Annotated in this window: 23 protein-coding genes; 2 read left to right on the top strand and 21 right to left on the bottom strand. The window is 72.4% G+C overall.

The window, feature by feature from the left end; genetic code table 11:
• Nucleotides 1-2 precede the first annotated feature (2 nt).
• The 14 genes from ACF08F_RS26185 to ACF08F_RS26120 form a co-directional block, all read right to left on the bottom strand.
• Nucleotides 3-200: a hypothetical protein gene (locus ACF08F_RS26185; RefSeq protein WP_392300970.1), complete on the bottom strand. Its 198-nt coding sequence runs from the start codon at nucleotides 198-200 to the stop codon at nucleotides 3-5.
• 169 nt (nucleotides 201-369) lie between these two features.
• Nucleotides 370-1,005, bottom strand: a complete 636-nt coding sequence (locus ACF08F_RS26180; protein ID WP_392300969.1) for a hypothetical protein — start codon at nucleotides 1,003-1,005, stop codon at nucleotides 370-372.
• A gap of 35 nt (nucleotides 1,006-1,040) precedes the next feature.
• On the bottom strand, nucleotides 1,041-1,607 hold the full coding sequence (locus tag ACF08F_RS26175; protein ID WP_392300968.1) for a GNAT family N-acetyltransferase: 567 nt from the start codon (nucleotides 1,605-1,607) through the stop codon (nucleotides 1,041-1,043).
• Nucleotides 1,585-3,855, bottom strand: a complete 2,271-nt coding sequence (locus tag ACF08F_RS26170) for an MMPL family transporter (protein WP_392300967.1) — start codon at nucleotides 3,853-3,855, stop codon at nucleotides 1,585-1,587. The genes ACF08F_RS26175 and ACF08F_RS26170 overlap by 23 nt, the downstream gene beginning before the upstream one ends.
• Before the next feature lie 179 nt (nucleotides 3,856-4,034).
• Nucleotides 4,035-6,137 carry a phosphocholine-specific phospholipase C gene (locus tag ACF08F_RS26165; protein WP_392300966.1) on the bottom strand — a complete coding sequence of 701 codons (2,103 nt, stop codon included), beginning with the start codon at nucleotides 6,135-6,137 and terminating at the stop codon, nucleotides 4,035-4,037.
• A gap of 293 nt (nucleotides 6,138-6,430) precedes the next feature.
• Complete coding sequence (gatB, locus tag ACF08F_RS26160) at nucleotides 6,431-7,942, bottom strand: Asp-tRNA(Asn)/Glu-tRNA(Gln) amidotransferase subunit GatB (protein WP_392300965.1); 1,512 nt, start codon at nucleotides 7,940-7,942, stop codon at nucleotides 6,431-6,433.
• 16 nt (nucleotides 7,943-7,958) lie between these two features.
• Entirely contained in the window at nucleotides 7,959-8,192 is a 234-nt protein-coding gene (locus ACF08F_RS26155; RefSeq protein ID WP_030693796.1) for a hypothetical protein, read from the bottom strand.
• Nucleotides 8,193-8,197: 5 nt separating this feature from the next.
• A complete protein-coding gene (gatA, locus tag ACF08F_RS26150; RefSeq protein WP_150265818.1) occupies nucleotides 8,198-9,697 on the bottom strand; it encodes an Asp-tRNA(Asn)/Glu-tRNA(Gln) amidotransferase subunit GatA in 1,500 nt (499 codons plus the stop codon).
• Nucleotides 9,698-9,703: 6 nt separating this feature from the next.
• Nucleotides 9,704-10,000 (bottom strand): Asp-tRNA(Asn)/Glu-tRNA(Gln) amidotransferase subunit GatC, encoded by a 297-nt coding sequence (gene gatC / locus ACF08F_RS26145; protein WP_015036350.1) that lies wholly within the window; start codon nucleotides 9,998-10,000, stop codon nucleotides 9,704-9,706.
• 149 nt (nucleotides 10,001-10,149) lie between these two features.
• Nucleotides 10,150-12,264 (bottom strand): putative bifunctional diguanylate cyclase/phosphodiesterase, encoded by a 2,115-nt coding sequence (locus tag ACF08F_RS26140; protein ID WP_392300964.1) that lies wholly within the window; start codon nucleotides 12,262-12,264, stop codon nucleotides 10,150-10,152.
• Between the two features lie 310 nt (nucleotides 12,265-12,574).
• The gene (ligA, locus tag ACF08F_RS26135) at nucleotides 12,575-14,755 is read right to left on the bottom strand and encodes an NAD-dependent DNA ligase LigA (RefSeq protein ID WP_392300963.1); all 2,181 of its coding nucleotides are present in this window, start codon (nucleotides 14,753-14,755) and stop codon (nucleotides 12,575-12,577) included.
• A gap of 32 nt (nucleotides 14,756-14,787) precedes the next feature.
• A complete protein-coding gene (locus ACF08F_RS26130) occupies nucleotides 14,788-15,813 on the bottom strand; it encodes a methionine synthase (RefSeq protein ID WP_392300962.1) in 1,026 nt (341 codons plus the stop codon).
• A 2-nt stretch (nucleotides 15,814-15,815) separates the two neighbouring features.
• Nucleotides 15,816-16,514, bottom strand: a complete 699-nt coding sequence (locus ACF08F_RS26125) for an SDR family oxidoreductase (protein WP_392300961.1) — start codon at nucleotides 16,512-16,514, stop codon at nucleotides 15,816-15,818.
• 64 nt (nucleotides 16,515-16,578) lie between these two features.
• Nucleotides 16,579-17,118, bottom strand: coding sequence for a TIGR00730 family Rossman fold protein (locus ACF08F_RS26120; protein WP_392300960.1), 540 nt, complete (start codon nucleotides 17,116-17,118; stop codon nucleotides 16,579-16,581).
• Between the two features lie 98 nt (nucleotides 17,119-17,216).
• Here ACF08F_RS26120 and ACF08F_RS26115 point away from each other — a divergent pair, with 98 nt between their 5' ends.
• Nucleotides 17,217-18,011: an alpha/beta fold hydrolase gene (locus ACF08F_RS26115; RefSeq protein WP_392300959.1), complete on the top strand. Its 795-nt coding sequence runs from the start codon at nucleotides 17,217-17,219 to the stop codon at nucleotides 18,009-18,011.
• Between the two features lie 276 nt (nucleotides 18,012-18,287).
• On the opposite strand, the gene mnmA is transcribed toward ACF08F_RS26115, so the two are convergent.
• Nucleotides 18,288-19,433, bottom strand: coding sequence for a tRNA 2-thiouridine(34) synthase MnmA (mnmA, locus tag ACF08F_RS26110; protein ID WP_392300958.1), 1,146 nt, complete (start codon nucleotides 19,431-19,433; stop codon nucleotides 18,288-18,290).
• Nucleotides 19,434-19,493: 60 nt separating this feature from the next.
• Between mnmA and ACF08F_RS26105 the strand changes: the two genes are divergently transcribed.
• Complete coding sequence (locus ACF08F_RS26105) at nucleotides 19,494-20,171, top strand: N-acetylmuramoyl-L-alanine amidase (protein ID WP_392300957.1); 678 nt, start codon at nucleotides 19,494-19,496, stop codon at nucleotides 20,169-20,171.
• A 48-nt stretch (nucleotides 20,172-20,219) separates the two neighbouring features.
• On the opposite strand, the gene ACF08F_RS26100 is transcribed toward ACF08F_RS26105, so the two are convergent.
• The 6 genes from ACF08F_RS26100 to ACF08F_RS26075 all read right to left on the bottom strand — a co-directional run bounded on the left by ACF08F_RS26100 (nucleotide 20,220) and on the right by ACF08F_RS26075 (nucleotide 26,662).
• Nucleotides 20,220-21,383, bottom strand: a complete 1,164-nt coding sequence (locus ACF08F_RS26100) for a cysteine desulfurase family protein (RefSeq protein ID WP_392300956.1) — start codon at nucleotides 21,381-21,383, stop codon at nucleotides 20,220-20,222.
• 144 nt (nucleotides 21,384-21,527) lie between these two features.
• Entirely contained in the window at nucleotides 21,528-22,403 is an 876-nt protein-coding gene (locus ACF08F_RS26095; RefSeq protein WP_392300955.1) for a thioesterase family protein, read from the bottom strand.
• A gap of 23 nt (nucleotides 22,404-22,426) precedes the next feature.
• Complete coding sequence (locus ACF08F_RS26090) at nucleotides 22,427-23,104, bottom strand: trimeric intracellular cation channel family protein (protein WP_392300954.1); 678 nt, start codon at nucleotides 23,102-23,104, stop codon at nucleotides 22,427-22,429.
• 308 nt (nucleotides 23,105-23,412) lie between these two features.
• Nucleotides 23,413-24,555 (bottom strand): ABC transporter ATP-binding protein, encoded by a 1,143-nt coding sequence (locus ACF08F_RS26085; protein WP_392300991.1) that lies wholly within the window; start codon nucleotides 24,553-24,555, stop codon nucleotides 23,413-23,415.
• 8 nt (nucleotides 24,556-24,563) lie between these two features.
• Complete coding sequence (locus tag ACF08F_RS26080) at nucleotides 24,564-25,667, bottom strand: ABC transporter ATP-binding protein (RefSeq protein WP_150265843.1); 1,104 nt, start codon at nucleotides 25,665-25,667, stop codon at nucleotides 24,564-24,566.
• Complete coding sequence (locus ACF08F_RS26075; protein WP_392300953.1) at nucleotides 25,664-26,662, bottom strand: ABC transporter permease; 999 nt, start codon at nucleotides 26,660-26,662, stop codon at nucleotides 25,664-25,666. The genes ACF08F_RS26080 and ACF08F_RS26075 overlap by 4 nt, the downstream gene beginning before the upstream one ends.
• Nucleotides 26,663-26,709: the final 47 nt, after the last annotated feature.

The raw sequence follows: 26,709 nt of genomic DNA, 5'->3' as shown, positions 1-26,709 counted from the left end.
GGTCACGCGGCCCGGGCGAAGCGGCCGCGGTCGCCGCCTGTCACCTGCCCCTCCGTGCCGTGGTGGCCGTGCCGGCGACCGAAGAGGTGCAGACCCCGGGTGGCCCCTGCGGCCTCGGCGGCCTCGTGGGTCAGGCGCTGGGCGGCGGCCTCGCGGACGAGCTGGGCGTGGTTCATGTGGTGGAGTTCGTACTCGAACATCGGGTGCTCCCTGGCGGTTCCGGGTTTCGGTATCGCTCCTTGCGATGCCTCCACTCTCGTTTCCCAGGGGGTCCCGTCACATCGGGCGAGTGCCGCATGTTCGGGGTACGGGGGGCCTTAGGCGGACCTCAGGGGGTCCTTAGACGCCCTGAGTACCCCCCTCAGGACCTCAGGACCCGGTGGTGGGCAGGCTCAGGAAGAGGTCGAAGTAGGTGCCGACCGACAGGAGCAGCCCGAGGCCGCCCAGGACCGCGCCGCCGAGGGCCACCGCCCGGACCCAGACGGGGCGCTCGGGGCGGGCGAGGACCAGGACGAGGACGGCGGTGACGAGCGCGAGCAGCGAGAAGAGGCCGTTGACGAGGGCGGTGCTGTGCCAGGCGTCGCCGTAGATCTCGGAGATCTGCTGGGCCGGGGTGCCGGACTGGCTGATGATCTGCCCGATGAGCGTCTCGCGCTCGGAGACGACCTTGCCCGTCCAGGTGCCGGTGAGCGCGACGGCGCCGAGGGCGGCGGAGACGACGGCCGCGCCGCCGGCCCCCACGCCGGTGCCGGCGGGCGCCTCGCCCACGAGCTCGTCGTCGGCCGGCTCGTCGTCGGCCGACTCGCCGTCGGCCGGGGAGTCCCCGGCCGACGCCTCGGTGTCCGAGGACGAGGACGAGGACGCGGACGAGGACTCGCCGGCGGCCGTCCCCGCCGCATCGGTCCGCGCGTCCGGCCCGGTCGGCGCGTCCTGCTCCACAGCGGCCTCGGTCGTCGGCTCCGGAGCCGTGTCCGTGGTCTTCTCGTCGGTCTTCGTGATGTCCATGCGGCGCACGCTAGGCGCCGCACATGAGAACGGCCTTAAGAGACCTGACGCTCTTTCGCCGCGCGCCACTCGGGGGCGAGGACGGCCCAGACCTCGGTGTCGGCGCGGGTGCCGCGGTGCGGGTAGTTCTCGCGCAGCACGCCCTCCTTCGTCATGCCGAGGCGGCGGGCGACGGCGATGCTCGGCCCGTTCTTCGAGGAGGCGTGCCACTCCACGCGGTGGATGCCGCGCTCCTCGATCGCCCAGTCGATGATGACCCGGCAGGCCCGGGTGATCAGGCCCTTGCCCGCGGCGGAGGGCTCCAGCCAGCAGCCCGCCTCGGCGGTCCCGTACGCCACGTCCATGGTGCGGAAGAGGACGCCGCCGACGAGCCTGCCGTCGGTCCAGATGCCGTAGATGCGTCCGGCGTCGGCCGCGGCCTTCTCGGCGTACGAGCGGAGGAAGGAGCGGGCGGAGTCGAGGTCGGCGACGAAGTCCGGGAGGGCGATGTGCTCTCCGACGAACTCCCGGCCCCGGTCCATGTGCGCGAGGAACTCCTCGGCCTGCCAGGGCTCCAGGGTCCGGAGCTCGGCGCCGTCGTCACCCAGCGATATCGCGAACATCGTCGTTCTCCTCGACCGTCGAAGCCGTCACACGTTGCCCTGGGATCTTCGCACGGGCGTCCGCGGCGGCACGGCTCTCGGCCGGCTCGATGCTGATCCTGGGCAGGATCCGGTCGAGCCGCTTCGGCAGCCACCAGTTCGCGCCGCCGAGCATGTGCATGAGGGCGGGGACGAGGAGGGTGCGCAGGACGAAGGCGTCGAGGGCGACGGCCGAGGCGAGCGCGATGCCGAACATCGCGATGACCCGGTCGCCGGAGAGGACGAAGGCCAGGAAGACCGCGATCATGATGACGGCCGCGGAGTTGATCACCCGGCTGGTCTCGGCGAGGCCGACCCGGACCGCCCGCCGGTTGTCACCGGTCTCCAGCCACTCCTCGTACATTCGGCTGACCAGGAAGACCTGGTAGTCCATGGAGAGCCCGAAGAGGACGGAGACCATGATCACCGGCAGGAAGGGTTCGATCGGTCCCGCGCTGCCGAGGCCGAGGAGCTCGCTCCCCCAGCCCCACTGGAAGATCGCCACGACGATGCCGAAGGCGGCGGCTACGGCGGCCACGTTCATCGCGGCGGCCTTGAGCGGGATGCCGATCGAGCGGAAGGCGAGCAGGAGCAGCAGGCAGCCGAGCGCGATGACGACGCCGACGAAGAGCGGCAGCTTGCCGACGATGATCTCGGCGAAGTCGTCGTAGGAGGCGGTGACGCCGCCGACGTGCACGTCCAGGGAGGTGCCGGCCTCGGCCTTCGGGAGGACGTCCTGGCGGAGCAGGTCGACGAGCTCGCTGGTCGCCTTGGACTGGGGCGAGGAGTCGGGGACGACGGTGAGGAAGGCGGTGTCGCCGGAGCTGTTGTACGTGACCGGGGAGACGGACGCGACGCCGTGGGTGCCGGAGAGCGCGGCCGGGAGCTGGTCGAGGGCGACCCGGTCGTCGGCGCCGTCGAGCGCGGCGACGAGCGTGAGGGGGCCGTTGACTCCGGGCCCGAAGCCTCCCCCAGAGCCTTCGGCCTGGGAGGTACCCCCACGGGCGATCAGGTCGTAGGCCTGCCGGGTGGTCGCGGTGGCGGGGCCGTTGCCCTGGTCGGAGGTGCCGAGGTGGAGCGAGAGCGTGGGCAGCGCGAGGACGGCCATGACGACGGCGGCCACGGCCCCGAGGAGCTTGGGGTGGCGCTCGACGAAGGCGGACCAGCGGGCGGCGAAGCCGGTGGGGAGCTCGAGCTGCGGACCGCGCTCGGCGAGGATCCGCCGCTCGCGCCGGGACAGGGCGCGCATGCCGATGAGGGAGAGCAGCGCGGGCAGCAGGGTGACGGAGGCGGCGACCGTGAGGACGACGGTGAGGGAGGCGGCGATGGCGACGCCGTTGAGGAAGCTGAGCCGCAGGATCAGCATGCCGAGCAGCGCGATGCAGACGGTGGCTCCGGCGAAGACGACGGCGCGGCCTGTGGTGGCGACGGCGATCCCGGCGGCCTCGGGTACGGGGAGCCCTCGTTTCAGGCCCTTCCGGTGCCGGGTGACGATGAAGAGCGCGTAGTCGATGCCGACGCCGAGGCCGACGAGCATGCCCAGCATGGGCGCGAAGTCGGCGACGGTCATCAGGTGGCCGAGCAGGACGATGCCGGAGTACGCGATGCCGACGCTGACCAGCGCGGTCGCGATGGGGAGCACGGAGGCGGCGAGCGAGCCGAAGGCGAGGAAGAGGACGACGGCCGCGACAGCGACGCCGACGACCTCGGCGATGTGGCCGCCGGGCGCCTCGGTGAGGGCGACGGCGGTGCCGCCGAGCTCGACCTGGAGGTTCTCGGAGGCGGCGGACTTCGCGGTGTCGACGAGGGCCTGGGCCTGGGCCTCGGGGATGTCGTCGGCCTGCGCGTCGAAGGTGACGGTGGCGTAGGCGGTGTGCCCGTCCTCGCTGATCTGGCCGGCCGTGTCCCCGTACGGGGAGGTGACGGCGGCGATCCCGGGGAGCTCGGCGACCTTGTCGAGCATCGCGGTCGTACGCCGCTCGACGGCTTCGGCGCGGACGCTGCCCTGCTCGGTGTGCCAGACGATGGTGTCGCTGTCGCCGCCGAGGCCCTGGAAGCCCCGCTCCAGGAGGGCGGTGGCCCGGCCGGATTCGGTGCCGGGGACCTCGTAGTCGTTGGAGTAGGCGCTGCCGGCGAGAACCGCGCCGGTGCCGACCCCGCCGAGGGCGAGAAGCCAGAGGAGGACGACGACGAGACGGTGCCGGATGCACCATCGGGCGATGGCTGCCAAAGGACGGGCTCCCTGGGTGGTTCGTGGATCTTGCACGGGAGCGGCCCGAGAAGAACGCATGACCTAGCTGCGCCCACTCTTGCAGCCAAACGTGATCGTTTGCCCCTTTCGTGTCGATGCTCACAGCCGTGTGCGAGGGTCCGGGACCGAGGTCCCGGACCCTCGCGCACGGAGGGGAGTCATCCGGAGACGCTGGGACGTCCGTTCTCGATGTGGCCCATGAGCCGGCGGCGGAAGCCACCGGGCGCGCTGACCTCGATGTCGTACCAGCCGTGCGCGTCGGCGGCGGAGTGCACGACCGTACGGGTCTTCCCGGGCTTCACCGTGACCGTGCGGGTCCAGTCGTCGAGGTCGCGCTCGTCGACGTAGCCGAGCGGCCGGACGGTGAAGGACAGCGGGGCCGCGCCCGTGTTCCGCACGGTGAGGTGCAGGTCACGGTCGTGGTGGTCGAGGCGCGTGGCGAGCTCGGCACCGCCGGCGGCGGGGCCCTCGAACTCGCGGCGGAAGCCGTTCGGGCCGGTGATCGTGAAGCGGTAACGATCACCCGTGACGGGGACGGTCCACTCCCCCGCCCCCCTGACGTCCCGGTGCTGCGGGGCCGGGAACTCGCCCGCGTACGGGTAGAGGGCGAAGTGCGCACTCGCCCTACCGGTGTTCCGCAGGGCCACCGTCACGGCCCCGGGGGCGACGGTGGCGGAGGCGTCCGGCTGGTACGGCAGGGGGCGGGCCGGGCGGGCGCCGGGCTCCTGGACGGGCATCCGCTGGACGGCCGGGGGCTGCGGCCGCCAGCGGCCGGTGAACGGCGGGACCGGGCCGGGCTGCTCGACGGGCGGCTGCCGGCGGCCGCGCTTGAAGTCGAAGGCGGAGGTGAGGTCGCCGGTGACGGCCCGCCGCCAGGGCGTGATGTTGGGCTCGGCGATGCCGGTCAGCTTCTCCAGGAAGCGGATCACGGAGGTGTGGTCGAAGGTCTCGGAGCAGACGTAGCCGCCGACGGACCAGGGGGAGACGACGAGCAGCGGGACCCGGATGCCGAGCCCGGTGGGCAGGCCCTTCCAGCGCTCGTCCGTGTTCTCGGCGGGCGGGACCGGCGGCGGCACGTGGTCGAAGAAGCCGTCGTTCTCGTCGTAGTTGATCAGGAGGACGGTGTGGCGCCAGACGTCCGGGTGCGAGCCGAGGGCGTCGAGCACCTTGTAGACGAGGCTCGCGGAGGCGATCGGCGAGGAGGAGCCGGGGTGCTCGGAGTCGATCGCGGAGGGCACGAGGTACGAGACCTCGGGGAGCGTGCCGGCGGCGACGTCGGCACGGAAGGCGTCGGCGAGCGTGCCGCTCTCGACCCGGCGCAGTCCGCGCTCGAAGAGGGAGCGCTCGGCCTCGGTGAGCCCGGCGACGCCCTGCTCCAGGAGGCCGAGGAGGCGGGTCCGCTCGGCGAGGTCCCCGGTGTCGCGGACGGCGGCGTAGAAGGACTCCATGAAGGTGTGGCCGCCGGTGTGCGCGAGCGCCTTCCGGGCGATCTTCTTGAAGGTGGTGAAGAACTCGATGTTGTTGTCGGTGAAGTTCTCCCACTCCGTGTACGTCTTCCAGCTCCGCCCGGCGGCTTCGAGCCGCTCGGCGTAGGTGGGCCAGCCGTAGCCGGGGTGGGTGCCCTCGGCGTAGGCGGCGTTGGTGACGGCGCGGGTGCCGTCGGCCTCGAAGCCGGTCCAGCCGGACCAGAGGTGGTTGCGGTTCGGGCTCGTCGAGGTGTGGACGGAGGAGTGGTAGGCATCGCAGATGGTGAAGGTGTCGGCCAGCTCGTAGTGCAGGGGGATGTCCTGCCGGTCGTAGTACGCCATGGTGGCGGCGGTCTTGGCCGAGACCCAGCCGTCCATCCAGCCGCCGCGCCAGGCCTTGCCGCCGCCGCTCCAGGAGTGGTCGAGGTCGCCGATGTACTGGAGGTCCTTCTGCTGCGTCTCGGCGGCGCCGCGGATCGGGAACGGCAGTACGGTCCTGCCGAGCGCGGCGGGCTGCTCGAAGACCGGCTTGCCGGACGGCAGCTCGATGGCGTTGCGGTCGCCGAACCCGCGGACGCCGCGGAGGGTGCCGAAGTAGTGATCGAAGGAACGGTTCTCCTGCATCAGGACCACCACGTGCCGCACCGCTCCCAGCCCTCCGGCCGGCGGCTCCGCGGCCATCGCGGCCTGCAGGGACGGCGGCAGCAGTGAACCGGCCGCGGCGACACCGAGGGCGCCACCGCCCAGCGCGAGGAGCCTTCTGCGGGACAGCTCGGGAGACTTCTCCGATGACAAGACCGACCTCCAGTCGACGGCCAATGGTTCGCCTTCGAGCCATTGGTGGTACGACGGGGACGGTAGTGAGCCGGGGTGACACAGAGAAGACCCGGCGAGGACGCGGCGATGAACGTCCAAGAGAACGGAACGGGAGTCCAAGTGCTTTCCGGCCGCCCGGCGAGAGCGCGCGCGGACGGCTCCCGCCCCGGGGCGCTGAACCGGCGCCCCCTGGAGCGCCCGGGAACGACGACGGCGGTGCCCCGGGTCCTCTCGGAACCCGGGGCACCGCCGCCGTACGGAAGGGGCGGGGATCAGCCCTCGCTGACGCCCAGCTTCTCCAGGATCAGGTCCTTGACCTTCGCCGCGTCCGCCTGGCCTCGGGTCGCCTTCATGACCGCGCCGACCAGGGCGCCGACCGCGGCGACCTTGCCGCCGCGGATCTTGTCGGCGATGGCCGCGTTGCCCGCGATGGCCTCGTCGACGGCCGTGCCGAGCGCGCCGTCGTCGGAGACGACCTTCAGACCGCGCTTCTCGACGACCTCGTCCGGGGTGCCCTCGCCCGCGAGCACACCCTCGATGACCTGACGGGCCAGCTTGTCGTTCAGGTCGCCGGCGGCGACCAGGGCCGAGACCCGGGCCACGTCGGCCGGGGTGATCGCCAGCTCCTCCAGGGAGACGCCCTGCTCGTTGGCGTTGCGGGCGAGCTCGCCCATCCACCACTTGCGGGCCGAGGCCGCGTCCGCGCCCGCCTCGGTCGTGGCGACGATCGAGTCGACCGCGCCCGCGTTGAGGATGGACTGCATCTCCAGCTCCGAGACGCCCCACTCCTCGCGGAGACGGTTGCGGCGCACGCGCGGCAGCTCGGGGAGGCCCTTGCGGAGCTCCTCGACCCACTCACGGGCCGGGGCCACGGGGACGAGGTCGGGCTCCGGGAAGTACCGGTAGTCCTCGGCGTTGTCCTTGATGCGGCCGGAGGTGGTGGAGCCGTCGTCCTCGTGGAAGTGACGGGTCTCCTGCACGATCGTGCCACCGGCGGTGAGCACGGCCGCGTGGCGCTGGATCTCGAAGCGCGCCGCCCGCTCCACCGAACGGAGCGAGTTGACGTTCTTCGTCTCCGAACGCGTACCGAAGGTCTTGGTGCCGTTCGGACGCAGCGACAGGTTCACGTCGCAGCGCATCTGGCCCTTGTCCATGCGCGCCTCGGAGACGCCCAGGGCGCGGATCAGCTCGCGCAGCTCGGCGACGTACGCCTTGGCGACCTCGGGGGCCCGCTCGCCCGCGCCCTCGATCGGCTTGGTGACGATCTCGATGAGCGGGATGCCGGCCCGGTTGTAGTCGAGCAGCGAGTGCGAGGCGCCGTGGATGCGGCCGGTCGCGCCACCGATGTGGGTGGACTTGCCGGTGTCCTCCTCCATGTGGGCGCGCTCGATCTCCACGCGGAAGATCTCGCCGTCCTCCAGCTGGACGTCCAGGTAGCCGTTGAAGGCGATCGGCTCGTCGTACTGGGAGGTCTGGAAGTTCTTCGGCATGTCCGGATAGAAGTAGTTCTTCCGGGCGAAGCGGCACCACTCGGCGATCTCGCAGTTCAGCGCGAGGCCGATCTTGACGGCGGACTCGACGCCGATCGCGTTGACCACCGGCAGCGAGCCGGGCAGGCCGAGGCAGGTCGGGCAGGTCTGCGAGTTGGGCTCCGCGCCCAGCTCGGTCGAGCAGCCGCAGAACATCTTCGTCCTGGTGCCGAGCTCGACATGGACCTCGAGGCCCATGACGGGGTCGAACGCCGCGAGGGCCGCGTCGTACGACAGCAGTTCAGTGACAGTCACGGTGAGACTTTCCCTCTCAGCCCAGCAGGACGTCGTCGTCGCCCAGGCGCTTGAGCTCCCGGTAGAGGATCGCCAGGCCGGTAACGATGGCGGCGGCGGACACCGCGGCGTCGATCAGCCGCAGGGTGTCGTTGTCGTTGCGGGCCAGCTTGGCCTGCTTCGCGACGCTGACGGCACCGAACGCGGTGGTCGCCAGCGAGACGTAGACGCCGGTCTTCGACTTCTTGAAGTTCTTGGCCTTCTTTGCCATGGCACTCACAGCGACGGAGCCTCCTCAAGCAGCGGGTGCCCCCACTTTTCCACGAAGGCGGCCTCGACGGCGGCGCCGACCTTGTACAGCCGGTCGTCCTTCATGGCGGGAGCGATGATCTGCAGGCCGACCGGCAGACCGTCCTCCGGCGCGAGGCCGCAGGGCAGCGACATCGCGGCGTTGCCGGCCAGGTTGGTCGGAATGGTGCACAGGTCCGCGAGGTACATCGCCATCGGGTCGTCGGCGCGCTCGCCGATCGGGAAGGCGGTGGTGGGGGTCGTCGGGGAGACGATCACGTCCACCTCCTCGAAGGCCTTCTCGAACTCGCGGGTGATGAGGGTCCGGACCTTCTGGGCCGAGCCGTAGTACGCGTCGTAGTAGCCGGAGCTCAGCGCGTACGTACCGAGGATGATGCGGCGCTTGACCTCGTCGCCGAAGCCGGCCTCACGGGTGAGGGCGGTGACGTCCTCTGCGGACCGCGTGCCGTCGTCGCCGACCCGCAGGCCGTAGCGCATGGCGTCGAAGCGGGCCAGGTTCGAGGAGCACTCGGACGGCGCGATCAGGTAGTACGCCGAGAGGGCGAGGTCGAAGGTCGGGCAGTCCAGCTCGACGATCTCGGCGCCCAGCGACTTGAGCAGCTCGACGGACTCGTCGAAGCGCTGCACGACGCCGGCCTGGTAGCCCTCGCCGCGGAACTGCTTGACGACGCCGACGCGCATGCCGGCGACCGAGCCGTTCCGGGCGGCCTCGACGACCGGCGGGACCGGGGCGTCGATGGAGGTCGAGTCGAGCGGGTCGTGCCCGGCGATCGCCTCGTGCAGCAGGGCCGCGTCCAGGACCGTACGGGCGCAGGGGCCGCCCTGGTCGAGGGAGGAGGAGAAGGCCACCATGCCGAAGCGGGAGACGCCGCCGTAGGTCGGCTTGACGCCGACGGTGCCGGTGACGGCGGCGGGCTGGCGGATGGAGCCGCCGGTGTCCGTGCCGATGGCGAGCGGGGCCTCGTACGCGGCGAGGGCGGCCGAGGAGCCGCCGCCGGAGCCGCCGGGGATACGGGTCAGGTCCCAGGGGTTGCCGGTCGGACCGTAGGCGCTGTTCTCCGTGGAGGAGCCCATCGCGAACTCGTCCATGTTCGTCTTGCCGAGGATGACGACGTCGGCGGCCTTGAGGTTCTTGACCAGGGTCGCGTCGTACGGCGGGATCCAGCCCTCCAGGATCTTCGAGCCCACGGTCGTCGGCATGCCGACGGTGGTGAAGATGTCCTTGAGCGCGAGCGGGACGCCGGCCAGCGGGCCGAGCTTCTCGCCGCGGGCGCGCTTCTCGTCGACGGCGCGCGCCTGCGCGAGAGCGCCCTCGCGGTCGACGTGCAGGAAGGCGTGGACCTTCTCGTCGACGGCCTCGATACGGGCGAGGTGGGCCTCGGTCACCTCGACCGCGGTGAGCTCGCCGGCGGCGATCTTCCCGGCGATCTCGGCGGCCGTGAGCTTGATGATGATGTTGTCCGTCATGACTTCTTAGTCCTCCCCCAGGATCTGCGGCACCTTGAAACGCTGCTGCTCCTGGGCCGGGGCGCCGGAGAGCGCCTGCTCGGGGGTGAGCGACGGACGGACCTCGTCCGCGCGCATGACATTGGTCAGCGGCAGCGGGTGAGAGGTCGGCGGTACGTCTTGGTCGGCGACCTCGGAGACGCGGGCGACCGCGCCGATGATGTCGTCGAGCTGGCCGGCGAAGTGATCGAGTTCTTCGCCCTTCAGCTCCAGACGCGCCAGCCGTGCGAGGTGGGCGACCTCCTCGCGCGTGATGCCAGGCATGCGGTTCCTCACGGGGTGAGCTTGATGGTTTGGTCCATCCTATGGGGCCGGTACCGCTCCCCGTGAAACGGTCGGCCCCGGGCGGGACATGTCCGAGGGGTGTGTTGCCGATCAGACCCGCGAGCCCGGCCTGATCGGCGAGACACCCCCTACGGGACGACCTGGCCCGAGGGCTGGTCGAGGACGGCCTCGGCGGCGATGTCGGCGGGGCGGCGCCAGCCGTGCTCGCCGCGGGCCAGGAGCCAGGCGGTCGCCTCGGCGGGCGGCATCGCGGCGGCGACGAGCCAGCCCTGGACGGCGTCGCAGCCCAGGTCACGCAGGCGCTCCCAGGTCTCGTCGTCCTCGACGCCCTCGGCGACGACGAGGAGGCCGAGGGAGTGGGCGAGGTCGAGGGTGCAGCGGACGATCTCGGCGTCCTCGGTGTCGACGGCGAGCCGGGCGACGAAGGAGCGGTCGATCTTCAGTTCGCTGACGGGCAGCCGGCGCAGATGGACGAGGGAGGAGTAACCGGTGCCGAAGTCGTCGAGGGACATCTTGACGCCGTGGCCGGTGAGGCCGTTGAGCGTGTCGGCGGCCCGCTGGGGGTCCTCCAGGAGGACGTGCTCGGTTATCTCCAGTTGGAGGGCGCCGGCCGGGACGCCGTGGCGGGCGAGGCGGGCGGCGACGGCGCCGGCGAAGCCGGGGGTGTGGACGTCGCGCGGCGAGACGTTGACGGCGACCGGGACGTTGAGGCCCTGGGTGCGCCAGCGGGCGACCTGGGCGAGGGCGGTCTCCAGGACGTACTCGGTGAGGTGCGGCATCAGGCCGGAGGACTCGGCGATGGCGATGAACTCGTCCGGCGGAACCTTCCCGCGCTCCGGGTGGACCCAGCGGACGAGCGCCTCCAGGCCGGCGACCTGGCCGTCGAAGCGGACCTTGGGCTGGTAGTGGAGTTCGACCTCGCCCGCGTCGAGGGCGCGGCGCAGGTCGCCGAGGAGGCCGAGCCGGTCGGGGGTGTTGGAGTCGCGCTTGGACTCGTAGACCTCGACGCCCGTGCGGTCCCGCTTGGCCTGGTACATGGCGACGTCGGCGCGGCGCAGCAGGCCCTCGGCGTCGAGGGCGTGGTCGGGGAAGACGGCGACGCCCGCGCTGGCCTCCAGGACGAGGGTGAGTCCGTCGAGGTCGAGCGGGGAGGAGAGTTCGGCGACGAGGTGGCGGGCGACGCGCTGGGCGCTGGTGGTGGAGTCGGCGGTGGGCAGCAGGACGGCGAACTCGTCGCCGCCGAGCCGGGCGGCCTCGGCGCCGTGGGGCAGGGCGAGGCGGAGCCGTTCGGCGATCTGGAGGAGCAGCCGGTCGCCCGCGAGGTGTCCGAGGGTGTCGTTGACCGACCGGAAGCGGTCGAGGTCGATCAGGACGAGGGCGGCGCGGGCGCCTTCGCCCTCGGCGTCCTCCAGGGCCGTCCAGGCCCGCTCCAGGAGCCACTGGCGGTTGGGGAGTCCGGTCAGGGGGTCGCGGAGCTGTTCCTCGGCGCGGGCCCGGGCGATCCAGAGGGTGGAGTCGAGCGCGATGAGGGGTACGGCGAAGAGCGGCAGGAGGACGGGGCGGGTGGCGGCGACGACGCAGATGAGCGGGGCGATGCCGAGCAGGGCGACGGCGACGAGGCCCTGCCGGAGGAGGGCGGTGCGGGCGATGGTGGGCAGTCCGCGGCCCTGGGGCGCGAGCGTGTACCACAGCAGGATGCGGGTCACCACGAGGTAGGCGGCCGCGGCGAGGACGACTTCCGGGAGGTCCCCGATCGTCCAGTCGAGGGGCTGCCACGGCTCCTCGACGGTCGGTACGTCTCCGAAGACGGCGAGGACGAGGGCGGCGGCGCCGACCCCGAGGACGTCGGCGGCGCCGTGCAGCAGGCCCTGTCGCCAGCGGTGCCGACGGGCGGCGCCGACGAGGGCGACGACCGTCAGCGAGACGAGTCCGGCGGGCACCCAGCCGTACAGCAGGAGCACGGCGAGGGTGAGGGCGGCGCCGGAGCCCGTGCCGCCCCACCAGCGGTCGCGGCCGAGCGCGACCAGGTGACCGACGATGAGTCCGGTGAGGACGGCGAGGGACCAGCCCGCGGCACCGCCGGGGAAGAGTCCGTGTCCGGTGCTCAGGGCCCGCTGGAGGCCGGCGACGAGCACGACGGCGGCGATGCCCACCACGGCTGCGGGCAGCCGGGAGGTGAGGCCCGTGGGGACCACACGGCCGTACGGCCGTGGGGCCGGGGCGACGCTCTCGGTCGGTTCCATTCCCGTCCCTCTCACAGGCGGCGGTGCCGTCGGTGTGCGATGGGCCGCGATCGCGCGGCCGTCCGTCGTCGGGCCGTCCGCCATGCGGCCGCCACCGGGCGGCCGTTCCTCATGCCACTGGGCCGTTCGTCCTGGCGCGTACGACCGGCAGCCCTCGCGCGGACGTGCGGGACAGGACGCACGGTCACCACAGTAGGCCGCCGAGGGCTCCGACGGGCAGCGCTCTCCCTCTCTTGCCCGAATGCGACCCGGCCACCCGTAACGATCTGGTATGCGCCGAACGGGTGAGCTTTTCCCGGGCCGTCGGCGGCTACTCGGCGACCGGTACCGCGGCCTCGCGAGCGGCTTCGGGACCTTGTTCGAGCAGGACCGAGAAGCCTTCCTCGTCCAGAACCGGAACCTTCAGCTGCATCGCCTTGTCGTACTTCGAACCAGGGTTTTCGCCGACGACCACAAAGGCGGTCTTCTTTGAAACGGAACCGGTGACCTTCGCTCCGAGGCTCTGGAGGGACTCTTTTGCGCCATCCCTGGTGAACTTCTCCAGGGTCCCGGTCACGACGACCGTGAGACCTTCCAGCGGACGCGGTCCCACGTCCTCCCCGGCGCCCTCGTCCTCCAGCGACACTCCGGCGGCGCGCCACTTCCGCACGATCTCGCGGTGCCATTCCTCGGCGAACCACTGCTTCACCGCGGCCGCGATGATCCCGCCGACGCCGTCGACGGCCGCCAGCTCCTCCTCGCTCGCCTGCTCGATCCGCTCCAGGGAGCGGAACTCACGGGCCAGCGCCTCGGCCGCGACGGGCCCCACGTGCCGGATCGACAGGCCGTTGATGAAGCGGGCGAGCGGGCGCGCCTTGGCCGCCGCGATGTTCTCCAGCATCGACAGGGCGTTCTTCTTCGGCTCGCCCTTCTGGTTGGCGAAGACCGTGACGATCTTCTCCTCGCCGGTCTTCGGGTCCCGCTTGGGCAGTCCGCTGTCCTGGTCGAGGACGTACGCCTTGATCGGCAGCAGCTGCTCGACGGTCAGGTCGAAGAGGTCGCCCTCGTCCACCAGGGGCGCCTCGGCCGGCTCCAGCGGGCGGGTGAGCGCCGCCGCGGCCACCTTGCCGAAGCTCTCGATGTCCAGGCACTGTCGCCCGGCCAGGAAGAAGACCCGCTCGCGCAGCTGGGCCGGGCAGGTCCGGGCGTTCGGGCAGCGGAGGTCGATGTCGCCCTCCTTCATCGCCTTCAGCGGCGTCCCGCACTCCGGGCACTCGGCGGGCATCACGAACTCCCGCTCGGTGCCGTCCCGCAGGTCGGCGACGGGCCCGAGGATCTCGGGGATCACGTCACCGGCCTTGCGCAGCACGACCGTGTCGCCGATCAGCACGCCCTTGGCCTTCACCACCTCCTGGTTGTGGAGGGTGGCGAACTCGACCTCGGAGCCGGCCACGGTCACCGGCTCCACCTGCGCGTACGGCGTGACGCGCCCGGTGCGGCCGACGCCGACCTTGATGTCGACCAGCCTGGTGTTGACCTCCTCCGGCGCGTACTTCCAGGCGATCGCCCAGCGGGGGGCGCGCGCCGTGGAGCCGAGCCGGCCCTGGAGCGGGATCTCGTCGAGCTTGACGACGACCCCGTCGATCTCGTGCTCGACGGAGTGGCGGTTCTCGCCGAAGTACGCGATGAAGTCCCGCACGCCGGCGAGCGAGTCGACCACGCGGTTGTGCTTCGCGGTCGGCAGGCCCCACTCGTGCAGCAGCTCGTACGTCTCCGACAGCCGGGAGATGTCGAAGCCCTCGCGGGCGCCGATGCCGTGGACCACCATGTGGAGCGGGCGGGAGGCGGTGACCTTGGGGTCCTTCTGGCGCAGCGAACCGGCGGCCGCGTTCCGCGGGTTGGCGAAGGGCTTGTCCCCCGCCTCCACCAGGCGGGCGTTGAGCCCTTCGAAGCCCTCCATCGGGAAGTAGACCTCGCCGCGGATCTCGACGAGGTCCGGGACGCGGTCGCCGCGCAGCCGGTCCGGGACGTCGGTGATCGTCCGGACGTTGGGCGTGATGTCCTCGCCGGCGCGGCCGTCGCCGCGGGTCGCGGCCCGGGTCAGCCGCCCGTGCTCGTACGTGAGGTTCACGGCGAGGCCGTCGACCTTGAGCTCGCACAGGTAGTGGAAGTCGGGGGTGCCGACGTCCCGCGCGACCCGCTCGGCCCAGGTGGCGAGCTCCTCGTCGTCGAAGGCGTTGTCCAGGGAGAGCATGCGCTCCCGGTGCTCGACGGAGGTGAACTCCGTCTCGTACTGCCCGGCGACCTTCTGGGTCGGCGAGTCGGGCGTCCGCAGCTCCGGGTACTCCTCCTCCAGCGCCTCCAGCGAGCGCAGGAGCTTGTCGAACTCGCCGTCGCTGATGACCGGCTGGTCCTTCACGTAGTACCGGAAGCGGTGCTCCTCGACCTGCTCCGCCAGATCGGCGTGCTTCTCCCGTGCCTCGGCGGGCAGGGCCCCCTGTTCGACTGCCACCTTCGTCCGTCCTCCCGTGCCTCTGAACCCGGTCACTCTGGGTTGTCCGCGAGCGATCTCGCCGCCCGGGCGCAGTGCGCGAGGGCCGCGCGGGCGTAGGCGGGCGAAGCGCCCGCGAGCCCGCACGTGGGGGTGACGACCACGGACTCCGCGAGAGTCCCCGGATTCAGCCCCAGCCTGCGCCACAGCGTCCTGACACCCATGACGCTACCGCCCGGGTCCGACAACGGGCCGTCGGTGGACGGCACCACACCGGTGAAGAGCTTCGTGCCGGCCTCCACGGCCTCGCCGATCGGCTCCTCGTCACGTTCGGTGAGGAGACCGAAGTCGAACGAGACCCCGGCGACACCGGCCCGGCGCAGCAGCGCGAAGGGGACGTCGGGGGCGCAGGAGTGGACGACGACCGGCCCGTCGTGGGCGGCGATCACGTCCCGCAGGGCGCTCTCCACGACCTGCCGGTCGACGGCCCGGTGCGTGCGGTAGCCGCTGGCGGTACGGATGTGTCCGCGCAGGACGGCCGTGAGCGAGGGCTCGTCGAGCTGGAGGACGATCCGGGCGCCGGGGACGCGCTTGGCCAGCTCCGCGAGGTGGGCGCGGAGCCCCTCCGCGAGGGAGCCGGCCAGGTCGCGGCAGGCGCCCGCGTCGCCGAGGGCCGCCTCGCCGCCGCGCAGCTCCAGGGCCGTGGCGAGCGTCCACGGGCCGACGGCCTGGACCTTGAGCGGGCCCTCGTACCCCTGGGTGAACTCCTCCAGGGCGTCCAGGTCCTCGCCGAGCCAGGACCTGGCCCGCTTGGTGTCGCGGCCCGGCCGGTCGCTGATCCGCCAGCCGCTCGGCTCGACGTGCGCGTACAGGTCGACGAGCATCCCGATGGTCCGGCCGATCATGTCGGCGCCGGGCCCTCGGGCGGGCAGCTCCGCAAGGAAGGGGAAGTCCTCGAAGGAGCCGGTGACCGTCTTCGCGGCCTCGCGGGCGTCGCCGCCGGGCATGGACCCGACGCCGGTGGCGGGGCCGAAGAACCGCGTGCCGCCCTTGTCCGCGCCGTCTGTCTCGTCGCTCACGCCTATCGCCCCGGTCGGACGGTGAGGTCGTTGATCTCGGCGTCGCGCGGCAGGTCGATCGCGGTGAGGATCGCCGTCGCGACCGACTCGGGGTCGATCCACCTCGACGCGTCGTACTCCTTGCCCTCCTGCTGGTGGACCTTCGCCTGCATCGGGCTCGCGGTGCGGCCCGGGTAGACGGAGGTGACGCGCACACCGTGGGCGTGCTCCTCGTGGCGCAGGGAGTCCGCGAGGGCCTTGAGGCCGTGCTTGGAGGCGGCGTACGCGCTCCACTCGGCGTGCGCGGCGAGCCCGGCGCCCGAGTTCACGAAGACGACGTGGCCCTGGGAGACGCGCAGCTGGGGCAGGAGGTGGCGGGTCAGCTCGGCCGGGGCGACCAGGTTGACGTTGAGCTGGTGGTGCCAGGTCTTCGGGGTGAGGTCGCCGACCGGGCCGAGGTCGACGACGCCCGCGATGTGCAGGAGGCTGTCGACCCGCTCCGGCATGGTCTGGTGCGAGAAGGCCCAGGACAGCCGGTCCGGGTCGGCCAGGTCCCCGACGAGCGTCCGCGCGCCCGGGAACTGCGCGGCGAGCTCCTTGGCGCGGCCCGCGTCGCGCGCGTGCAGCACGAGTTCGTCCCCGCGCGCGTGCAGGCGGCGCGCGACGGCCGCGCCGATGCCGGAACCGGCTCCGGTGATCACATGTGTAGCCATGGGCACCATGCTCGCATCAGCGGGGGCCGCCGCTCTCCCCCAGGCCCGGTCCGGTCCGGTCCCCGGCGCTCCCTCAGCGCTCCGCCAGGCTCTCCTCCAGGTGGGCGAGGGCCGTCGGGCCGTCCTCCGCGAAGAACACGAGGTCGGTCAGCGGGACCGGCAGGAAGCCCTCGTCCGCCATACGGCGGAGCTGGATCTTCAGGCCGTCGTAGAAGCCCGCCGTGTTGAGCAGGACCACCGGCTTGGCGTGCTGGCCATGCTTCTTCAGCTCCAGGATCTCGGTGGCCTCGTCGAGGGTGCCGATGCCGCCGGCCATCACCACGATCGCGTCGGACTTCGCCAGGAGCAGCGCCTTGCGCTCGGCCAGGTCCCGGGCGACGACCATCTCGTCCGTGTCCGGGCGGGCCTTGTACTGGAGGAACTCGACGGAGACGCCGACGAGCCGGCCGCCCGCCTCCTGGGCCCCGTCGGCGACGACCTTCATCAGGCCGGTGTCGGAGCCGCCCCACACGAGGGTGTGGCCGGCCTTGCCGAGGAGACCGGCGAACTCGCGGGCCGGCTCCGTGTACCGCTCGTCGAGGTCGGCGGCGGAGAGGAAGACACAGATGTTCATGCGCTCCACCGTAGGGGGTGACCAGCGGCTTCGCGGATTCCTCGGGAATTCTCCCCGTACGGCGATGAGTTCCGGGGCCGGGCCGGGTCTGCACTGCCATGGACGAGGTGAAGACCCTGCCGGACAGGGCCGTGGGACGGGTCACGTCACGGGACGGGACGACGATCGCGTACGAGAGGTACGGCGACGGGGCCGGGCCGCCGCTGGTCCTGGTGAGCGGCTCCCTGCGCACGGCAGGGAGCGAGCGGCCCCTCGCCGCACTGCTCGCCCGCCGCTTCACGGTCGTGACGTACGACCGGCGGGGGCGCGGCGGGAGCGGCGACACCGGGCCGTACGCGGTGGAGCGGGAGATCGAGGACCTGGCGGCGGTGGCCGCGGAGGCGGGGAGCGGCGCGGCGCTGTACGGGGCGGGCACGGGCGGCGTCCTGGCGCTCGCCGCAGTGGCCGCCGGGCTCTCGACGGGGCCGGTGTCGGTGTACGAGCCGCCGTACTCGGCGGAGGCCGCCGCGCTCCACCGCCGGGCCGCGGAGCTGCTCGGCCGGGGCCGGCCGGACGCGGCCCTCGACGTGTTCCTCGCGGAGTCGGGCGTACCGGCGGGGGCGTGGCCGGGCGGGGTGGCGCCGGCACCGACCCTCGCGTACGACCACGCCGTCCTCGGCGACGGGACGGTGCCCGAGCGGAGTCTCGCCGGGGTCCACGCGCGCGTGCTGGTCGTCGACGGGGGCGCGAGTCCCGGGTGGGCGCGCCGGGCGGCCCACGCTCTGACGGCGGCGCTCCCCCGGGCCCGCCACCGGACCCTGACGGGCCAGACGCACGAGGCGGCCCCGCACGTCCTGGCGCCGGTCCTGGAGGAGTTCCTGGTGGAGGACCGGGAGGCGAGCGAGGTCGGCTAGGGCGTGTTGCGAAAGGAGCGCCGGCCGCCCGAAGGGCGGGCCCGACGGCGTCTGGTGCGTGCGATCGCAAGGCGGAGGGTCGCCCCGATACTGGATGTATCGGGGTGATCCCGACAACGCGGCGAGCGTGCGTGCCAGGCGCCGTCGGGCAGGCGGGACTTTCGCAACACGCCCTAGGGCGTGTCGTCACACTCCCGTCGTCCGCCCGAAGGGCGGGCCGCAGGGCAGGCGGGAGTGTGACGGCAGGGCCTAGGACCCCGCTTCCCCCGCGCCCCGCTACGCGGGCGTGGGCTCGGTCGTGCGGCGGGTGGTGGTGGCGATGGTGGCCGAGCCGACCACGCGCGTGCCGTCGTAGAGCACGATCGCCTGGCCGGGGGCGACGCCGCGGACCGGCTCGGCGAAGGTGACCGTGAGCTCGCCGTCGACCAGGGCGGCGGTCACCTCGGTCTCGCCGCCGTGGGCACGGAGCTGGGCGGTGTAGCGGCCGGGGCCCTCGGGGGCGGTGCCGCACCAGCGGGGCTTGATCGCGGTGAGGGCGGTGACGTCGAGCGCCTCGACGGGGCCGACCGTGACCGTGTTGTTCACGGGCGAGATGTCGAGGACGTAGCGGGGCTTGCCGTCGGCGGCCGGGTGGCCGATCCGCAGGCCCTTGCGCTGGCCGATGGTGAAGCCGTACGCGCCCTCGTGGGTGCCGACCTTGGTGCCGGCCTCGTCGACGATGTCACCCTCCGCCTTGCCCAGGCGGGAGGCGAGGAAGCCCTGGGTGTCGCCGTCGGCGATGAAGCAGATGTCGTGGCTGTCGGGCTTCTTCGCCACCGCGAGTCCGCGCCGCTCGGCCTCGGCCCGGATCTCGTCCTTGGTGGTGAGGGTGTCGCCGAGCGGGAACATCGCGTGCGCGAGCTGCTTCTCGTCGAGCACCCCGAGGACGTACGACTGGTCCTTCGCCATGTCGGAGGCGCGGTGCAGCTCGCGCGTGCCGTCGTCGTTCAGGACGACCGTCGCGTAGTGGCCGGTGCAGACGGCGTCGAAGCCGAGGGCGAGGGCCTTGTCGAGCAGCGCCGCGAACTTGATCTTCTCGTTGCAGCGGAGGCAGGGGTTGGGGGTGCGGCCCGCCTCATATTCGGCAACGAAGTCGTCGACGACGTCCTCGCGGAACCGCTCGGCGAGGTCCCACACGTAGAAGGGGATGCCGATGACGTCGGCGGCCCGGCGCGCGTCGCGCGAGTCCTCGATCGTGCAGCAGCCGCGCGCTCCGGTGCGGAACGACTGCGGGTTCGCGGAGAGCGCGAGGTGCACGCCGGTGACGTCGTGGCCCGCTTCGGCGGCCCGGGCGGCGGCGACGGCGGAGTCCACTCCGCCGGACATTGCGGCAAGTACCCGGAGGGGCTGGGTGCGGGGGTGCGGGGGCGAGGTCTCAGTCATAGCCCTACCAGGGTACGGGGCCCGGGAACCAAGGTCGCGGGAGTAAGCGTTCTCTGGTGCATGGGGAGCAGGGGAAGCGGTTCGGACAGGCGGGTGGGGCGGCGTGCCGTGCTGCTCGGCGGCGGGGTCGCCGTGCTGGGCACGGCCGCGCTGGCCAGGGATGAGCTGGCGCGCGCGTGGTGGCGGCTGCCGGGGATGGAGAAGAAGCGGGTCGAGGGCGAGCTCGACCACAAGGGCGCCGAGTGGACGTCTGCGGCGCGGGCGAACTGGCGGCGGGCGGACCGGCCGGACGACTACGGCATCGACCGGGTCGTGATCCATGTCGTGCAGGGCAGCTACGCGACCGCGCTGAAGGTCTTCAAGAACCCGGGGCACGGGGCCGCCGCGCACTACGTGGTCCGCAAGGACGGCCATGTGGCGCAGATGATCCGGGAGCTCGACGTCGCGTTCCACGCGGGGAACCGCGACATGAACGAGCGGAGCATCGGCATCGAGCACGAGGGCTTCGTCGACCGGCCGCAGGACTTCACGCCGGCGATGTACGCGGGGTCGGCGCGGCTGACGGCCGACATCTGCGCGCGGTACGGGATACCGGTGGACCGGGAGCACATCATCGGGCACGTGGAGGTCGAGGGCACCGACCACACCGACCCCGGGCCGCACTGGGACTGGGACCGCTATCTGCGGCTCGTGCGCGAGGCGTCGAGGAAGCGCGAGGCGACGCAGAAGCCGGTGTGACGGCGGCGGGAGCCGGTGTGACGGCGGCCCGGCCGGCGGGCCGGGCCCTCAGCTGAGGCCCGCGGTCCTCGCCCGCTCCACGGCCGGGCCGATGGCCTCGGCGACCGCCGTGACGTCCTCCTCGGTGGAGGTGTGGCCCAGGGAGAAGCGCAGGGTGCCGCGGGCCAGGTCCGGGTCGGTGCCCGTGGCGAGCAGGACGTGGCTGGGCTGGGCGATGCCGGCGGTGCAGGCGGAGCCGGTGGAGCAGGCGATGCCGGCGGCGTCGAGGAGCAGGAGCAGGGAGTCGCCCTCGCAGCCCGGGAAGGTGAAGTGGGCGTTGGCGGGGAGCCGTTCGACGGGGTCGCCGCCGAGGATCGCGTCGGGGACGACCGTACGGACGGCGGTCACGAGCTCGTCGCGCAGGGCGCCGACCTCGCGGGCGAACTCCTCGCGGCGCTCGGTGGCGAGCCGGGCGGCGACGGCGAAGGCGGCGACGGCGGGCACGTCGAGGGTGCCGGAGCGGACGTGCCGCTCCTGGCCGCCGCCGTGCAGGACGGGCACGGGGGTGTACTCGCGGCCGAGGAGCAGGGCGCCGATCCCGTACGGGCCGCCGATCTTGTGGCCGGAGACGGTCATCGCGGCGAGGCCGGAGGCGGCGAAGTCGACGGGGACCTGGCCGACGGCCTGGACGGCGTCGGCGTGCAGGGGGACGCCGAACTCGGCGGCGGCGTCGGCGAGTCCGCGGACCGGCATGACGGTGCCGATCTCGTTGTTCGCCCACATGACGGTGGCGAGGGCGACGGACCCGGGGTCGCGGGCGATGGCCTCGCGCAGGGCCTCGGGGTGGACGCGGCCGTGGCGGTCGACGGGCAGGTACTCGACGTCGGCGCCCTCGTGCGTGGCGAGCCAGTCGACGGCGTCGAGCACGGCGTGGTGCTCGACGGGGCTCGCGAGGACGCGGGTGCGGCGCGGGTCGGCGTCGCGGCGGGCCCAGTAGAGGCCCTTCACGGCGAGGTTGTCGGCCTCGGTGCCGCCGGAGGTGAGGACGACCTCGCTGGGCCGGGCGCCGAGCGCGGCGGCGAGCGTCTCGCGTCCTTCCTCGACGGTCCGCCGGGCGCGCCGTCCGGCGGCGTGCAGGGAGGAGGCGTTGCCCGTGACGGCGAGGTGGGCGGTCATCGCCTCGATCGCCTCGGGCAGCATGGGCGTGGTCGCGGCGTGGTCGAGGTAAGCCATGGTGGGTCGATTCTACGAGTCCACCGCGGCGGCCCCGGCGTCTGGCCGGTTTACGCCCCCGTTCAGGCCGGGTGCCGGGGACTTCCGTCCTCGGATCCGGCCTGAACGGCAAGAACCCTCGGCGGCGGGGGGCGCGGGCGGTCGTCAGCCGCGGGGGGCGCGGGCCAGCTGGCGGGACTGGGCCACCAGGCGGTCGGCGCTGTCCCAGACCTCGGCGTCCTCCTCCAGGAAGCCGCCGGCGAGGTTGCGGGTGGTGATCGAGACCCGCAGGGGGCCGGGGGCCGGGCGGCAGCGGATGTGGGTGGTGAGCTCCACGGTCGGGGTCCAGCCCTTGAGGCCGAGCTCGAAGGAGGTCGGCGGCAGCGCGTCGACCGTGAGCAGCAGGGAGAGCGCGTCGGGCTCGCGGCCGTCGACGAGGCCGAACCAGGCCCGCATCTCGCCCTTGCCGGACGGGGCGCCGACGGCCCAGCCCACGCAGGCCGGGTCGAGGCGGAGGTCCAGGCGGTCGGCGATGGCGGAGGAGCCGGGGATCCTCGGGGCCGGGTTGTCGGCGGCGCTGAAGCAGTGCTCGATCGGGGCCATCGCGGGCGGCGTCGCGGTGGTGCGGACCTCGTCGGGCAGGGCGTCGAGGTCTCCGTACGAGGCGAGGACGCGGATGCGCTCGACCTCGGTGCCGTCCTCGGCGTACTGGAAGAGCGAGGCCTGGCCGGTGGAGAGGGTCCGGCCGGTGCGGACGGTCTCGGTCCGGATCACCGCGGGGCCGGGCACGGACGGCGTGAGGTAGTGCGCCGAGATCGTGAACGGGTCGGGGTGCGGGAGGTGGTCGCCGAGGGCGCGGCCGAGCAGGGCGAGGAGGTAGCCGCCGTTGACTGCCTGGATGATCGTCCAGCCGGCGGAGAGGTCGGCGTCGTAGACGCCGGGGGCCCGGAGGGTGACGGCGGTGTCGCGGTCGAACTCGCTCGCGGAGGCGAAGGCCGTGGCGGTCGTCTCGGCGGCGGTCGGCTCGGTGCTCGTGCTCATGGTTCCGACGGTACCGCAGCTCGTTACTGAGCGGTAGCTTTTTCGGGTTCCTCGCGCGCGGAGGAGCGGCGGTTCCAGGCGCGGGGCGCGCGCCAGTGGTAGCGCATGGCGAGGAGCCGGAGGACGAAGGCCGTGAGGACGGCGGCGCCGCTGGTGAAGGCGTTGAGCGCGTCGAAGCGGATGCACAGGACCACCATCGTCGCTCCGACGATCGCGGGGACGGCGTACAGGTCGCGGTCCCAGCGGAGCAGGGACGGCACCTCGTTGGCGAGCACGTCCCGCAGGACACCGCCGCCGACGGCGGTCGCGAGACCGAGCGCGGCGGAGGAGGTCAGCCCGAGGCCGTAGTCGTACGCCTTCGTCGTACCGGTCACGCAGAAGAGGCCGAGGCCCGCGGCGTCGAAGACGTTCACGGCGGTCTGGGTCCGCTCGACCTCCGGGTGCAGGAAGAAGACGAGGACCGTCGCGACCAGGGGCATGACGAAGTAGCCGAGGTCGGTGAAGGCGGCGGGGGGTACGGCGCCGATGATCAGGTCGCGGAGGAGACCGCCGCCGAGGGCGGTGACCTCGGCGAGGACGGCGATGCCGAAGACGTCGAAGTTCTTGCGGACGGCGAGGAGGGCGCCGGAGATGGCGAAGACGAAGATGCCGATGAGGTCCAGGGCGTGCTGGACGTCGGGGCTGAACAAATCGTGGAGCACCGCCCAATTGTGCCGGGTGCTGCCGCTTGGGTCGGCCCGCGCCGGGCGGTGGGCCCCGTGCCGGGCACCTGCCCCCGTGCCCGACCCCGCCCCCTGTGCGCGGCGCTCTGATGGAGCGGGCTCAGGCACAGGGGGCGGAGGCGCCCGCGGAGGGCGCCGTCCCGTGTGCCCACCCTCCCCCGGAGGGGGCACCCTCAGCCCAGGCGGGACGACTGCCCACACACGGGGGGGGAGGCGGGCAGGAGCACGCGGGCCCGGGCGGCACGCCGGAGGCCCCTGCCGCGGGGTGCGGCAGGGGCCTCTCGGTGTCACGCCTTCGGCGACTCGTCGCCCTCGGCCGACGGCTCCGCCTTCGGCGACTCCGACTCCTGCTCGGGCTTCGCGTCCGACGGCTCCGGCTTCGCCGCGGGCTCCGCCGGCTTCGCCTTCGTGATCTCGACCGACTCCCGGGCCCCCGGGATCGTCACGCCCTCCGCGTTCTCCGGGTGGTGGCAGGCCACTCGCTGGCCCGGGCGGAGTTCGATCAGCGGGGGTTCCTGCGTGCGGCAGACCTCCGTCGCCTTCCAGCAGCGGGTGTTGAAGCGGCAGCCCGGCGGCGGGGCGATCGGGGACGGGACGTCGCCGGTGAGCAGGATGCGCTCGCTCTTGGCGCCCCGGCGGCGCGGGTCCGGGATCGGGACCGCGGACATCAGGGCCCGCGTGTACGGGTGCATCGGGTTCTCGTACAGGGACTTGCGGTCCGCGAGCTCGACGATCTTGCCGAGGTACATCACCGCGATGCGGTCCGAGACGTGCCGGATGACCGAGAGGTCGTGCGCGATGATCACGTACGTGAGGCCGAGCTCCTGCTGGAGGTCGTCCAGCAGGTTGACCACCTGGGCCTGGATGGAGACGTCCAGGGCCGACACCGGCTCGTCCGCCACGACCAGCTTCGGCTTCAGGGCCAGGGCGCGGGCGATGCCGATGCGCTGGCGCTGGCCGCCCGAGAACTCGTGCGGGTAGCGGTTGTAGTGCTCGGGGTTGAGACCCACCAGACCCAGGAGGCGCTGGACCTCCTTGCGCACACCGCCCTCGGGCTCGACGCCCTGGAGCTTGAACGGGGCGGAGACGATCGTGCCGACCGTGTGGCGCGGGTTCAGCGAGCCGTACGGGTCCTGGAAGATCATCTGGATGTCGCGGCGGAACGGACGCATCCCGCCGACGCCCAGGTGGGAGATGTCCTTGCCCTGGAACTCGACCGTGCCGTCGGTCGGTTCGAGCAGCCGCGTGATGAGCCGGCCCATCGTGGACTTGCCGCAGCCGGACTCGCCGACGACGCCGAGGGTCTCACCGGGCAGGACCTCGAAGTCGAGCCCGTCGACCGCCTTGACCGCACCGGTCTGACGCTGGAGCAGCCCCTTCTTGATGGGGAAGTGCTTCTTCAGGCCGGTGACCTTGAGGAGGGGTTCCATGGTCTCGCTCACAGTTTCGGCGCAATCTCTTCGGTCCAGATCCGGGTGCGCTCCTCCTGCGGCATGTGGCAGGCCGAGAAGTGGCGGTCGCCGGCGAGCGCCAGCTCGGGCCGCTGGGTGCGCGTGATGCCGCCCTTGGGGACGTCCGCGTACGGGCAGCGGGGGTTGAAGGCGCAGCCGCTCGGGATGTTGATCAGGCTGGGCGGGTTGCCCTTGACCGGGATGAGCCGCTCGGTCTGCTCGCGGTCGATCCTCGGCATCGAGCCGAGCAGGCCCCAGGTGTAGGGGTGCTGCGGCTCGTAGAAGACCTGCTCGGCCGGGCCGCGCTCGACGCAGCGCCCGCCGTACATCACGAGGATGTCGTCGGCGAGCTCGGCGACGACGCCGAGGTCGTGGGTGATGATGACGACCGCCGAGCCGAACTCCTTCTGGAGGTCCCGCATCAGGTCGAGGATCTGCGCCTGCACCGTCACGTCGAGCGCGGTGGTCGGCTCGTCCGCGATGAGCAGTTCGGGGTTGTTGACGAGCGCCATGGCGATCATCGCGCGCTGGCGCATGCCGCCGGAGAACTCGTGCGGGTAGTTGTCGAACCGCTTGGCCGGCTCGGGGATGCCGACCCGGTCGAGGAGTTCGACGGCCCGCCGCTTCGCGGTCTTCTTGTCCACCGGGTGGTGGACCCGGTAGGCCTCCACGATCTGGTGGCCGACCGTGTAGTACGGGTGCATCGCGGACAGCGGATCCTGGAAGATCATCGCCATCTCGCGGCCGCGCATCCGGCGGACCTCGTCGGGGTCGGCGGAGAGCAGCTCGCGGCCGTTGAGCCAGATCTCGCCGGAGATCCGCGCCTTCTGGCGGCCGTACTGGCCGACGGTGTGCAGGCCCATGATGCCGAGCGAGGTCACCGACTTGCCGGAGCCGGACTCGCCCACGATGCCGAGGGTCTTGCCCTTCTCCAGCTGGAAGCTGAGACCGTCGACCGACTTGACCAGACCGTCGTCGGTCGGGAAGTGGATCTTGAGGTCGCGTACGTCGAGGAAGGCGTCGGACGGGGCGCCCGAGGACACGACCGGCTCTCCGGGCGCCGCGCCCGTCTTCGTCAGCTTGTCGGTCATGCGAGCCTCACTCGGGGGTCGATCACCGCGTACAGGAGGTCGACGACGAGGTTGGCGAGGACCACACAGGCGGCGGTGATGAGGGTGACGGCCAGGATCAGCGGCAGGTCACGCTCGCTCACGCCCTTGATGGCCAGGCCGCCGAGGCCGTGGAGGCTGAACGCGGTCTCGGTCAGGATCGCGCCGCCGACGAGGGCGCCGAGGTCCATGCCGAAGATGGTCAGGATGGGAGTCATGGTGGAGCGCATGGCGTGCTTGCCGAGCACGACCGGCTCCGGCAGACCCTTGGCCCGCGCGGTACGGATGTAGTCCTCGCCGAGGACCTCCAGCATGGTGGCGCGGGTGAGACGCGCGTACATCGCCGCGTACAGGAAGGCGAGGGTCACCCAGGGCAGCAGCAGGCCGCCGAACCAGCCGGTGAAGGACTCGGTGATCGGCGTGTACGAGGCGTCGACCCAGCCGAGCTGGGTGCGGAAGACGAGCATCGCCAGCATGGCGGTGAAGAAGATGGGGAGCGAGACGCCCGCGAGCGCGGTGATCATCGCGACCCGGTCGATGACCGTGCCGCGCTTGAGCGCGGAGATCACACCGGTGGAGACACCCAGGACCAGCCACAGCACCGCGGCGCCGATGACCATGGAGAGGGTGACGGGGAAGGCGTCGACCAGCATCGACCACACGTCCTGCTCGGTGCGGAACGAGTAGCCGAAGCAGGGCATCGCGCAGTGGATGGTGTCGCCACCGCCCGTGTAGTCCCGGCCGACGAAGATGCCGGAGACGAAGTGCCAGAACTGAACCAGGATCGGCTCGTCCAGGCCCAGCTTCTGACGGATGCCCTCAATGGAAGCCGGATCCGCCTGCTTGCCGACGAACATCGCGGCAGGGTCGCTGCCGGTCATCTTGGGGATGAGGAAGAAGATGCTGAGCGTCACGAGCGTGACGACGAGCAGCATCACGACGACTGCGAAGAGCCGTCGGATTATGTATGCAAGCATGCGGTCGGCCGGTCGGCGGCCGGGGGGCCGATCGGGTCCCCCGGCCG

Source organism: Streptomyces sp. NPDC015130 (genome assembly GCF_043080005.1).
Classification (GTDB): domain Bacteria; phylum Actinomycetota; class Actinomycetes; order Streptomycetales; family Streptomycetaceae; genus Streptomyces.
Note: the sequence above shows the minus strand (reverse complement) of the source record. Positions and strands in the feature narration are given on the sequence as shown.